The sequence below is a fragment of the Alkalihalophilus lindianensis genome, from assembly GCF_032843265.1.
Classification (GTDB): Bacteria; Bacillota; Bacilli; order Bacillales; family Bacillaceae_D; genus Alkalihalophilus; species Alkalihalophilus lindianensis.
Map to the genome: position 1 here is coordinate 486,805 of NZ_JAWJBA010000002.1, position 11,665 is coordinate 498,469.

Annotated in this window: 13 protein-coding genes; all 13 read right to left on the bottom strand. The window is 42.5% G+C overall.

From position 1 onward, the window contains the following. Window positions 1-28: 28 nt before the first annotated feature. Window positions 29-898, bottom strand: a complete 870-nt coding sequence (locus RYX56_RS09025; protein ID WP_317121736.1) for a F0F1 ATP synthase subunit gamma — start codon at window positions 896-898, stop codon at window positions 29-31. A gap of 130 nt (window positions 899-1,028) precedes the next feature. After that, a complete protein-coding gene (gene atpA, locus RYX56_RS09030; protein ID WP_317121737.1) occupies window positions 1,029-2,537 on the bottom strand; it encodes a F0F1 ATP synthase subunit alpha in 1,509 nt (502 codons plus the stop codon). Between the two features lie 21 nt (window positions 2,538-2,558). Then, window positions 2,559-3,107, bottom strand: coding sequence for a F0F1 ATP synthase subunit delta (locus RYX56_RS09035; protein ID WP_317121738.1), 549 nt, complete (start codon window positions 3,105-3,107; stop codon window positions 2,559-2,561). Continuing rightward, a complete protein-coding gene (gene atpF, locus RYX56_RS09040; RefSeq protein WP_047973267.1) occupies window positions 3,104-3,598 on the bottom strand; it encodes a F0F1 ATP synthase subunit B in 495 nt (164 codons plus the stop codon). The genes RYX56_RS09035 and atpF overlap by 4 nt, the downstream gene beginning before the upstream one ends. Before the next feature lie 175 nt (window positions 3,599-3,773). Continuing rightward, a complete protein-coding gene (gene atpE, locus RYX56_RS09045) occupies window positions 3,774-3,986 on the bottom strand; it encodes a F0F1 ATP synthase subunit C (RefSeq protein WP_022629366.1) in 213 nt (70 codons plus the stop codon). A gap of 100 nt (window positions 3,987-4,086) precedes the next feature. After that, window positions 4,087-4,803 carry a F0F1 ATP synthase subunit A gene (atpB, locus tag RYX56_RS09050; protein ID WP_047973268.1) on the bottom strand — a complete coding sequence of 239 codons (717 nt, stop codon included), beginning with the start codon at window positions 4,801-4,803 and terminating at the stop codon, window positions 4,087-4,089. Between the two features lie 7 nt (window positions 4,804-4,810). Beyond that, window positions 4,811-5,212, bottom strand: a complete 402-nt coding sequence (locus RYX56_RS09055) for an ATP synthase subunit I (protein WP_317121739.1) — start codon at window positions 5,210-5,212, stop codon at window positions 4,811-4,813. Further along, window positions 5,205-5,429, bottom strand: a complete 225-nt coding sequence (locus RYX56_RS09060; RefSeq protein WP_317121740.1) for an AtpZ/AtpI family protein — start codon at window positions 5,427-5,429, stop codon at window positions 5,205-5,207. The genes RYX56_RS09055 and RYX56_RS09060 overlap by 8 nt, the downstream gene beginning before the upstream one ends. A gap of 345 nt (window positions 5,430-5,774) precedes the next feature. Next, window positions 5,775-8,039 carry a S8 family serine peptidase gene (locus RYX56_RS09065; protein ID WP_317121940.1) on the bottom strand — a complete coding sequence of 755 codons (2,265 nt, stop codon included), beginning with the start codon at window positions 8,037-8,039 and terminating at the stop codon, window positions 5,775-5,777. A 130-nt stretch (window positions 8,040-8,169) separates the two neighbouring features. Beyond that, window positions 8,170-8,799 (bottom strand): uracil phosphoribosyltransferase, encoded by a 630-nt coding sequence (gene upp, locus RYX56_RS09070; protein WP_317121741.1) that lies wholly within the window; start codon window positions 8,797-8,799, stop codon window positions 8,170-8,172. Window positions 8,800-9,222: 423 nt separating this feature from the next. Further along, window positions 9,223-10,464: a serine hydroxymethyltransferase gene (glyA, locus tag RYX56_RS09075; protein ID WP_317121742.1), complete on the bottom strand. Its 1,242-nt coding sequence runs from the start codon at window positions 10,462-10,464 to the stop codon at window positions 9,223-9,225. Window positions 10,465-10,582: 118 nt separating this feature from the next. Then, entirely contained in the window at window positions 10,583-11,149 is a 567-nt protein-coding gene (locus RYX56_RS09080) for a TIGR01440 family protein (protein WP_317121743.1), read from the bottom strand. Between the two features lie 16 nt (window positions 11,150-11,165). Next, the gene (rpiB, locus tag RYX56_RS09085) at window positions 11,166-11,603 is read right to left on the bottom strand and encodes a ribose 5-phosphate isomerase B (RefSeq protein ID WP_317121744.1); all 438 of its coding nucleotides are present in this window, start codon (window positions 11,601-11,603) and stop codon (window positions 11,166-11,168) included. Window positions 11,604-11,665 lie beyond the last annotated feature (62 nt).

The following is an 11,665-nucleotide window of genomic DNA, read 5'->3' on the forward strand; positions in this document are numbered from 1 at the left end:
TTCAGGGTATTTGTATGGTTGATAAAATCTATTCTAGTGCTGCTGCACCGCCGACAATTTCCGTAATTTCCTGGGTAATCGCCGCTTGACGCGCACGGTTAAACTTAAGCGTAAGCTCATCAATTAGAGCAGATGCGTTATCAGTTGCCGCACTCATCGCTGTCATACGCGCACCGAATTCACTCGCCTTAGCATCAAGTAATGATCCAAAGATTAAGCTCTCCGCATATTGTGGAAGGAGCTTCTCAAGGATAGCTTGCTCATCTGGCTCGTACTCATAAGAAGCACTTGCCGTTGTAGCAGCTTTCTCATCACCGATATTTGTAAGCGGTAGGAGCTTCATTTCCGTTACATCTTGTGTGATTGGACTTACGAAGTGGTTGTACCAAACATACAACTCATCGAAAATACCATCAGCAAACATTTCAACAGATGTACGCGCAATGTTTTTAATGTCATTGAATTCCGGTTGATCCGGTAAGCCGACTACTTCCTGAATAATAGGAAGGCCACGCTTTTTAAATAAATCACGCCCGATACGTCCCATGATGATAATTCCGTACTCATCAGGAGATTTATGACGTGCTTTGATCGTGTTTAATAGAGAACGAACTAAGCTAGCGTTGTAACCACCAGCTAACCCTTTATCAGACGTAATCACAATGTATCCTGTCTTTTTAACAGGACGTTCTTCTAGCATTGGATGAGAGATCTCTGTGCCTGAAGATGCGATTGCCGCTACTACTTCACGAATCTTTTCTGTATAAGGTTGGAAAGATTGCGCGTTGTTTTGAGCACGGTTTAGCTTAGCAGCTGAAACCATTTGCATCGCTTTTGTGATTTGTTTCGTCTTTTTGGTAGACGTAATTCGTCCCTGAATATCACGTAATGAAGCCATTCGATTCACCACCTTTTCGCAAAAACTGGTTCGTGAGGTGTTTGGTTAGAACGAAAGGAGATTCACAAGTCACACTCTCTAGAAAAGGTTTATTGGAACCTACCTTCCGTCCACTTACCAACCACTAGCCTTACTTACTTGCACTAAAGCCCTTCTTGAACTCATCAATTGCTGCTTTAAATTCGCTATCTTCAGGAAGGTTTCCAGTTGTGCGAATATGATCAAGTAGATCTTTCTTGTTGTGGTCTAAGAACGTGAAGAGCTCAGACTCAAAACGTAGTACGTCTTCAACTGGGATATCATCCATGAAGCCTTTTGTAAGAGCATAGATGATCGCAACTTGCTTCTCAACTGGTAGTGGGTTATGAAGATCTTGCTTAAGAACTTCAACTGTACGTTGACCACGGTTTAATTTAGCTTGAGTTGCTTTATCAAGGTCAGATCCAAACTGAGCAAATGCTTCTAGCTCACGGTACGCTGCAAGGTCAAGACGTAGTGTACCTGAAACTTTCTTCATCGCTTTAATCTGTGCAGATCCCCCTACACGTGATACCGATAAACCGGCATTAACGGCTGGGCGAATACCTGAATAGAATAAATCAGATTGAAGGAAGATTTGTCCGTCTGTGATTGAGATAACGTTTGTTGGGATATAAGCTGATACGTCACCAGCTTGCGTTTCGATGAAAGGTAGTGCAGTGATTGAACCGCCACCTTTAGCATCACTAAGCTTCGCTGCACGCTCAAGTAAACGAGAGTGTAGGTAGAATACATCCCCTGGGAATGCCTCACGACCTGGAGGACGACGAAGTAATAGAGAAAGTTCACGGTATGCAGAAGCTTGTTTTGTAAGATCATCATAGATCACAAGAACATGCTTGCCGTTATACATGAATTCTTCACCCATTGTTACGCCTGCATATGGTGCTAAGAATAGCATTGGTGCTGGGTCAGATGCACTTGCAGATACAACGATTGTGTAATCAAGTGCTCCACGTTGACGAAGTGTTTCAACAACGCCTGCAACCGTAGAATCCTTTTGACCGATAGCGACATAGATACAAATCATATCTTCGTCTTTTTGGTTTAAAATCGTATCGATTGCGATTGCCGTTTTACCCGTTTGACGGTCACCGATGATTAACTCACGTTGACCACGACCAATAGGAATCATTGTATCGATTGATTTAATACCCGTTTGAAGTGGCTCATGTACCGATTTACGATCCATAACACCAGGTGCTGGGCTTTCAATTGGACGAGATTTAGTCGTTGCGATTGGGCCAAGACCATCAATTGGTTGACCAAGCGGGTTCACAACGCGACCTAATAATTCTTCTCCTACAGGAACTTCCATAATACGACCAGTACGTTTCACTTCGTCACCTTCACGAATGTCTGTGTATGGTCCTAGAATGATAATCCCGATGTTGTTCTCCTCAAGGTTCTGAGCCATCCCCATTACCCCGTTTGAGAATTCAAGAAGTTCACCAGCCATGACATTCTCTAAGCCATGAGCAAGCGCGATACCATCACCAACACGGATAACCGTACCTACATCTTGAACTTGAACATCAGACTGAAAGCTTTCAATCTGTTGCTTTATAAGAGAGCTAATTTCCTCTGGTTTGATGCTCATATCATTCACCCCTATCTTCTACTAACGTGTACCGGCAATAAGCTGACGCTCTAAGCGATCTAGCTGTGATTTTACACTGCCGTCATAAATGCGGTCTCCGATACGAATCTTGAGTCCGCCAATAAGGTCTTTATTTACCACATTTGTCACAAGAAGTTTTGCCTTGTTCACTTTTTTGCCGAAGATTTCTGCGATTTGCGCTTGTTCTTCACCAGTTAGTGGTTTTGCAGAGTATACGATTGCCTCAGCCATGTTTTGTGCTTCATAAGACATGCCTTTAAATGAATTAATCATATCCACAAGACTATCAATACGTTTGTTTTCTATTAATAGATGTAACGTGTGAAGGCTTGTTTCGCTTAACGACCCTTTGAAGCTTGTTTCAATGAACGCACGCTTCTTATCTGCCGTCACTTTCGGGTGCCCAAGAAATTGTAAGAATTCAGGAGTTGAGTTAACTACTTCCTTTACAAGCTCCATTTCTTGTGCAACTTCATTTAGAATGCCTTTTTCTTCTGCAAGCTGAAAAAGGGCATATGCGTAACGATTTGCTACTGCTTGGTTGCTCATAGCTCCTCGCCTACCTCTTTAAGATACTCTTGTACAAGCTTTTCTTGTTCTTTTGCATCAAGTTCTTTTTCAATCACTTTAGTTGCAATTAACACAGATAGACTCGCAACTTGCTCACGAAGGGCAGTAACTGCTTGTTCCTTCTCGCGTTGGATCTCAGCTACAGCTGATTCCTTAATACGCTCCGCATCGTCACGTGCTGCTTTTACGATATCTTGACCTTGTTGCTCACTAAGTTTTTTCGCATTTTGAATAATTTCATTAGCTTCTGTACGTGCGCGCTCAAGCTCTGCGCGTTGTTCAGCGATAAATGCTTCAGATTCTTTACGGTTCTTCTCTGCAGTATCAATTTGATCATTGATGATCTGCTCACGCTTTTCCATGATTCCCATAAGTGGCTTAAGGGCAAACTTACTAAGGAAGAATAAAAGCGTTGAGAATGCGATAAGTTGATAAATGGCTGATCCCCAGTTAATATTATCGAAACCCACGTGGATTCACTCCTTTCTTGGACGTGAAAAATAATAACTAAAAACGTATTTCGGCATCCTTATAGATGGATGATTGTGGCTAATCTGTTAGTCGTACATAAGGAATGGCGCAGGTTCAAACAGAACACTGTCGCCATTTTTATGCACAATGAAAATACTGTTCGTGCGTATCTTATTATGAGAATAGTAATAAGAAAGAGATAACGATTGCGATAATCGGCACGGCCTCAGCAAGAGGAACCCCGATAAACATTAGAGTTTGAAGTGTACCACGAAGTTCTGGTTGACGAGTTACGCCCTCAAGTGTTGCTTTTACAATAATTGCTACTGCGATTGATCCACCAACCGCTGCTAAACCTGCTGCAATTGCAGCGCCTAATAATGACATGATAAATTTCCTCCCTATTGTATACTTAATAGTTTTTATTTAATTGCCTTGTCCAACCTAAAAGCATCTAAGCTAGCCTGTCCAAAGCGTTGTTCCAAAATTAGTGACTTTCTACTTTGTGTGCCATGTAAACCATCGCTAGCATGGCAAAAATGTACGCTTGGATCGCACCGATAAACATACCAAATGCTTGCCACACAATCAGCGGCAAGAATGCCCCAAACATTCCAAGTAAACCTGATGTCCCTAAACCTACAAGTAAAATCATTAAGATTTCTTTTGCATATACGTTACCAAATAGACGCATACCAAGAGTTAACGTGTTAGCAAACTCCTCAATAATTTTAAATGGTAATAAGAATGGTACAGGACGGATATAATCTTTCATGTATTCGCCAACTCCGCGAATCTTAATCCCATAATAGTGAGTCAGCCCTACGACTAACACCGCCATTGTCAAGGTTAAGACTGGATCAGATGTTGGTGATTTCCACCAAACTTCGTGCGTATTCGGGTTGTATAGCTCAAATGGTAACCCGAGCATGTTTGCAACGAACACATAAAATAGTAAGGTGAAGGCGAGTGCAATGAATTGTCCACCGACCTTCCAGCCCATGTTCGCTTTAACGATTCCACGGACGAAATCAATTGCCCACTCTAGAAAGTTTTGCATTCCAGAAGGACGCATAGCGAGACGCCTTGTTCCGATAAAACAGATCAAGAACACAATCAGACACGCCACTGTGGTCATTAGCACCGTGGACATGTTGAAGCTCAGCCCCATAAACTCTCGTATAGGCGCTACATGATCATTCATATTGAGTTCACCTCTTTCTCACAAATTGAACTAGCATATCAAGGATAATAATGACATAGATCAGGGCAAGCCCTGCAATGACTGAAATAACATCTAACATATCTGGATAGATAAGGGCCAAATAAACCGCAGAAATCGTCAGAATAATGCGAATTCCAAAACCGAACCCTGCAAGGATAAATGGAAGAAATGATTGTTTTCTTCTTCTGTCGGCAACCATTCCAACGACTTGTGCCTTGCGATAGGTTGTCCAAAGATTAAGAAAACTAACGGAAAGACCTAAAAGTAGGCCGAGGAATTGCTTGCTGAACGGGGTGACGAGGTAACCTATGAGAAACAAGACCAGTAAAATACTAGTAATGATCGTTTGTTGTCTCATTTTTCCTTCTAGTGAAGTCATATTACTCATCGTCTCCTAAGAACGGTTCAATTGTCTTCATTACGCCATAAAAACCTACGCCCAAACCAATGAGGATAGATACTATGAGGAAAACTGGTTTAGCACCAAATTGATTCCCAAGCCATAACCCGGTAAACACACCTGCAACTACTCCTCCTACGACATAGGATGAGATGATTGAAACAAGCGCCATCGCGCGCCATGGGTTGCGTTTTCCAGTAGACATGAACACCGCTCCCCTCAAGCTTTTCCAGAGCTTTTTGAACCTTTTCACTTTTCGTATGTAAACCTTATCATCATATCCTTTGTAATCGTACAATAGCCAAAAGTATGTGTCAATGTGTTTTCCGACTAAAAAAAAAGAGATTTGTCGATATCTTCCTTTGTTCACACTTCTGTCATATTCCACATTTTTAGAGGGTTTTATACATATTTGAGTAAGAAAATGGCACAAGTATTTTATTAATGGGTAGGAAGGGTTACACGCGAATACTTGTAGAAAATGTAAGGAAGTGTCGTTTATCGTCCGACTCCCCTCCCCACTAAAAAAAGAAGAGTGCACGCACTCTTCTTACTCAGTTCCTTGACTTTTCGGAGGAAGTTCTTCTCCAATTGTAATCCACGCCTCAATGGTATCCTCTTGCCCATCATTCACTGCATAAATTAAGGCTTTATAGACACCTTCTGAGAGATCAATGTTTTCTAGTGTACCTTCTACCATCCCGCGACCTATGTCTTTTTTACTGTCTAAAAAGGTGACAAATTCAAATGTGTCAGGATCATACAAGACAATTCCAAACTCTTCCGCTCCACCAGGCAAATACAACTCATATCGATACGTACCCTTCTCATCCCCTTGTCCAAAATTGAATGCCATCAAACGCGGGTAATCTGGCTCTTCAATAAAGAACACATAAGGAACAGAGATCGTTTCTCGTCCTCCCTCGATTAAGATGTCACCGTGATGAATACCTTCTGCTAAAACAGACGGCAGCATATCGAGCTCCACTACTACTTCACGCTTCTCGCCTGGGTTAAGCGTTGTAGCAAACGGGACCTCCCACTGCAATCCGTCAGGTGCTTCAAAAGGCGGAGTGACATGATACGTCCTCGCAACACGATCGTGATTTTCAATGGTAAAGGTAATTTCTCGTTTCTCCCTCGGATCTTCACGCGTCCACTTCCCAAATGTCACAGCTCCTGGATAGACAAGTGTCTTTAATTCAAGGGCTTTATCGACCTGAAGTCTACCCGCCCCTTGTTCATGTGGCAAATACCTCTCACCCTCAGGTGATGTAAGTTTTTTAGCCGAATTCATTAAAGCCGCTTTAATTTGTTCAGGCGACCACTCAGGATGAGCTTGTTTAAGAAGAGCCGCAGCACCTGCAACATGCGGAGCTGACATACTTGTACCGTTTAACCCAAGATATCCTTTTGGCACTGTACTATCAATTGATACTCCCGGAGCAACAAGGTCAGGCTTTACTTCCCATGTTTGTGTAACCGGCCCCCGCGAGCTAAATGGTGCGATAAAGTCTTCTTCCTCTCTATAAATAGTTCTAAGAGATAAATCATCATGTGCCTCTTTCAATTTATCAATAAGCCAGTCCCCGTCTTCCTTAGTGACACTTACCACAGGTAGCTTGACACCACCTTCAACCACTCCCACAAACGCTCCTGGTAAGTTGTTGTAGATAATCATCGCTTTTGCACCGGCGGCTTTGGCATTATGCGCTTTTTCGGTAAATGGAATGAGTCCCCTTTTTACAAGCAGCACACTTCCCTCTACCTCAAGCTCAGCTAAATCCTCTTTTGTACCAAGACCTCCATCCACGATTGGAAAGTCTCGCTTAAGCGCCCAAGGCATTGTTCCTCCCATTGGAAACAACGTTAGCTCCGTATCATCGCCAAACACTGTTGCATATGGCGTTTTTATCGGAGGGGCCGATGCTCCCACTGATATCGCCTTTGTCGAGGTACCAGGAGAACCGACCGTCCACATCTTTGGTCCACTATTACCATTAGAAGTAACTGCTACTACCCCTTCTTCCACCGCATGGTCAAGCGCCACACTCGTTGGCCAGTCTGGTCCATTGACCGTATTTCCAAGCGATAAATTCAAGACATCAACTCCATCTTCTACCGCTTTTTCAATCGCCTCAATTACTTGCTCTGTCGTTCCTTGCCCACCAGGTCCAAGTGCGCGATAGGCATAAATCTCCGCATCAGGCGCTACCCCTTTCACCTGACCATTTGCTGCAATGATGCCAGCAACATGTGTGCCATGTAAGGTTGGAACGCCTTGATTACTTTGGGTCTCCATTGGATCATCATCATAATCAACGACATCATATCCACCTTTGTAATTTCCTTGCAAATCAGGGTGGCGATAATCAATCCCTGTATCAATAACAGCCACTTTGACTCCCTTACCCGTTAAGCGCTCCCCGTCCCGGTTGAACATCCCTCTAACATGGTCGCCTCCAATAAACGGAACACTCCCATCTAGATTCGTCTCATAACTGGCCAGGTGATCAACACGCTCCACCGACTCGACATTCTTTAAAAGATTAAGCTCACCTTTTTTGAGCTCTATTGAAAATCCATTATAGATTCGTTTAAATGTTTTACGCACTTTACCAGAAGGCACTTGCGCCATTACTTCTTTGACTGCCTCATCGACATCTTCTTTTACCGTAACAATGACAACAGTCGTCTCCCATTCGTCCTCGGCTGGTTGCTCCGCACTCGGCGGTCGTTCCGGAAACACTGATGACATAGCGTTTACCGACGGGACCACTGATAGCAGCAGCACCAAGCAGCATAACCAGCTCATAAAACGCAAACCGATCTCCTCCCAACTTTTTTGCGTATATGTAGTATGAGTGATTTAAGGGAAATTCATGTATGAAAGACGCGAAAAAGACCTGAGTGCACGTAGCATTCAGGTCTTAAGATTTCGTTCCTTATTTCGTTCCAAATAAACGGTCACCCGCATCGCCTAGTCCAGGTACGATGTAACCTTTTTCGTTAAGTTTTTCATCAAGCGCTGCAAGGTAAATATCAACATCCGGATGCTCTTCTTTCACCACTTCAACGCCTTCTGGTGCAGCCACTAGACACATTAACTTAATCGTCTTTGCGCCACGTTTTTTCAAGCTGTTAATCGCTTCTACAGCCGATCCACCAGTTGCAAGCATTGGATCAATTACGATAAATTCACGCTCATTTACATCCGTTGGAAGCTTTACGTAATATTCTACTGGCTTTAGTGTCTCTGGGTCACGATATAAACCAACATGTCCCACTTTCGCAGCTGGAATCATCTGAAGGATACCATCAACCATCCCAAGACCCGCACGTAAAATTGGCACAAGGCCTAGCTTTTTACCTGCAATTGTCTTTGATTGCGCTGGTCCAACCGGTGTTTCAATTTCAACATCTTTCAACGGAAGATCACGTGTAATTTCAAAGGCCATCAATGCAGCAACCTCATCAACTAGCTCACGAAATTCTTTCGTTCCCGTATTTTTGTCACGAATATACGTCAATTTGTGTTGAATTAACGGATGATCAAATACAAACACCTTACTCATCAGCTTCGACTCCTTTTTTTATGCGAACAAAAGAGATCTTGATGCAACTTGTGGTCGCTACTCCCTCTTGTCGATTATTGTCCATCTTTTACTCCTTGAAAATTCTACCCAAAAAGCGGCACCCATTCAACCCTGTTCAAGATATTTCAATGATTTTTTTGCGAATAGGCACAACTAGTCCACATTTCTCGTTGACATGAACATTTATTCTGGTAAACACATCCATTTATAACAACTTCTCATTCCAAAATGACCTATAGTAATTTTTTATATTTTGCCGCCGTAAAAAGGAAATACCTTCCACAACTTCGACTATCGTCTATGGTTAAATAATCAAAAGTGTAGTATATTTAATTGTTTACTCAAAAATTTAAACATGAAAAAGCCCATCCTAGCTTCATACTAGAATGGGCTTTCTTAATTTTATAGATTTGGATACATTGGGAATTTAGCCGTTAAAGTCGCTACACGTTCACGTACTTCTTCAAGCTTCGCTTCATCCTCAACGTTTTTCAGCGTTAATGCAATTAACGCGCCAATCTCATCCATCGCCTCTCCATCAAGACCACGAGAAGTAACAGCTGCTGTTCCAATACGGATACCACTTGTTACAAATGGGCTTTCTGGGTCAAATGGAATTGTGTTTTTATTCGTTGTAATCCCTACTTCATCAAGAGCTTTCTCTGCTACTTTTCCTGTAAGGTTAAGCGAACGTAAGTCTAAAAGGAGCAAGTGATTGTCTGTTCCCCCTGATACTAGGTTTACACCTTCACTTACTAGTTTTTCACCTAAGCGCTTCGCATTTGAGATCACAGCCTCACCGTATTTTTTGAAATCAGGTGATAATGCTTCACCAAATGCAACAGCCTTTGCAGAAATAACATGCATCAATGGGCCACCTTGAATTCCAGGGAAGATAGACTTATCAATTTTTTTACCGAACTCTTCTTTACAAAGAATCATTCCACCACGTGGTCCACGTAATGTTTTATGAGTAGTTGTTGTGACAAAGTGAGCGTGAGGAACTGGATTTGGATGTAATCCTGTAGCTACAAGACCTGCAATATGAGCCATATCAACCATTAAATACGCGCCAACTTCATCAGCAATTTCACGGAACTTCTCAAAATCAAGCTCACGCGGATAAGCACTTGCACCAGCTACGATTAATTTTGGCTTATGTTTCTTTGCTAATTCACGGACCACGTCATAATCGACACGTTGCGTGTTCTCATCTACACCATACTCAACAAAATTGTATTGCACTCCACTGAAGTTAACAGGACTTCCGTGAGTTAAGTGACCGCCATGAGAAAGGTTCATACCAAGTACTGTGTCACCCTGCTCAAGAATCGTGAAATAAACAGCCATATTCGCTTGTGCACCAGAGTGAGGTTGTACATTCACATACTCTGCACCAAAGATCTCTTTCGCACGATCACGCGCAATGTCTTCTACGATATCAACATACTCACATCCACCATAGTAACGGCGTCCAGGGTATCCCTCTGCATATTTGTTCGTTAAAACAGATCCTTGCGCTTCCATAACCGCTTCACTTACGAAGTTCTCGGATGCGATTAATTCAATTTTGTCGCGCTGACGACCCAATTCAAGCTCAATCGCCTCAAATACTTTTTGGTCTTGCTTCTTTAATGTCTCCATCCTCATTCCCCTTTCAGTTTCCTACTCATTCGGTTTTTAGGATTCAAATGTTAAATTCAATTCCATTCTAACATAAGAACGATCTAAATTCCGTACTATTCATTAAAAATAGTTCTGATTATTCATGTTCTTCCGTAACAGCATAGTTCGCTCTAATCCCACCTATTAATTTAGGTCTCGTTTTCGCCACTGTTACATGAGCATGCCCAATTTGCTTTACCTGGCTACGAATTGGCACAGCCACCTCTTTTAAATGCATGCCGATAAAGGTATCTCCAATATCAATGCCCGCATCGGCTTTAATCGACTCGACTAAAACAGGATGATCCATTTTAGCATAAGCATGCGTGGCCATCGCCCCGCCTGCTGCACGAACAGGAATCGCTGAAACTGGCTCATAGCCTCGCTCACGTGCTGCAACTCTTTCCAAAACAAGCGCCCGGTTTAAGTGCTCACAACATTGAAAAGCAAGTTGAGCCCCTGTTTCTTTTTGAAATTGCGATAGAGCTTGATAAAGTGCATCAGCAATTTCACGTGATCCATTTGATCCAATATGCTCTCCGGCAACTTCACTGGTGCTTGTCCCAATTACCAACAAATGTTCGTCGGTTAATGGCATCATCGCTTGCAGATCGTTCAGTACTTGAGTGAGCTGACTTACAATGTCTTCTTTGTGTACAGCCATCACTTGGCCACTCCTTTTATGCTTCGTATTCAGTAATTTTACTTACACGACGCTCGTGACGTCCACCTTCATATTCTGTTTCAAGCCAGATTTTCGCTATTTCCCGGGCAAGACCTGCTCCGATAACACGCTCTCCCATTGCAAGAACGTTACTGTTATTATGCTCACGCGTAGCCTTTGCACTGAATGTATCATGTACAAGAGCACAACGAATCCCTTTTACTTTATTTGCTGCAATCGACATTCCAATTCCCGTTCCACATACTAAAATTCCACGGTCAACCTCACCTTTTGCTACTTTTTCAGCAACAGGAATTGCATAATCGGGGTAATCGACAGATGTATCGCATTCGCAACCTACATCATCAAACTCAATTCCCATTTCTTCCATTTGTTGTTTAATCTCTTCTTTAATATTTACTCCACCGTGATCAGAACCAATTGCTACTTTCATTTTCCATAGCCTCCTAAATGGTTTTAAGAAAAGCTCAAGCACCTCCTCTTTATAAATAGAGA

Bases quoted from the DNA above. Each gene is read 5' to 3' on its own strand.
- RYX56_RS09025 (WP_317121736.1), bottom strand. From the start codon at position 898: ATGGCTTCATTACGTGATATTCAGGGACGAATTACGTCTACCAAAAAG.
- atpA (WP_317121737.1), bottom strand. From the start codon at position 2,537: ATGAGCATCAAACCAGAGGAAATTAGCTCTCTTATAAAGCAACAGATT.
- RYX56_RS09035 (WP_317121738.1), bottom strand. From the start codon at position 3,107: ATGAGCAACCAAGCAGTAGCAAATCGTTACGCATATGCCCTTTTTCAG.
- atpE (WP_022629366.1), bottom strand. From the start codon at position 3,986: ATGTCATTATTAGGCGCTGCAATTGCAGCAGGTTTAGCAGCGGTTGGT.
- atpB (WP_047973268.1), bottom strand. From the start codon at position 4,803: ATGAATGATCATGTAGCGCCTATACGAGAGTTTATGGGGCTGAGCTTC.
- RYX56_RS09055 (WP_317121739.1), bottom strand. From the start codon at position 5,212: ATGAGTAATATGACTTCACTAGAAGGAAAAATGAGACAACAAACGATC.
- RYX56_RS09060 (WP_317121740.1), bottom strand. From the start codon at position 5,429: ATGTCTACTGGAAAACGCAACCCATGGCGCGCGATGGCGCTTGTTTCA.
- RYX56_RS09065 (WP_317121940.1), bottom strand. From the start codon at position 8,039: ATGAGCTGGTTATGCTGCTTGGTGCTGCTGCTATCAGTGGTCCCGTCG.
- upp (WP_317121741.1), bottom strand. From the start codon at position 8,799: ATGAGTAAGGTGTTTGTATTTGATCATCCGTTAATTCAACACAAATTG.
- glyA (WP_317121742.1), bottom strand. From the start codon at position 10,464: ATGGAGACATTAAAGAAGCAAGACCAAAAAGTATTTGAGGCGATTGAG.
- RYX56_RS09080 (WP_317121743.1), bottom strand. From the start codon at position 11,149: ATGGCTGTACACAAAGAAGACATTGTAAGTCAGCTCACTCAAGTACTG.
- rpiB (WP_317121744.1), bottom strand. From the start codon at position 11,603: ATGAAAGTAGCAATTGGTTCTGATCACGGTGGAGTAAATATTAAAGAA.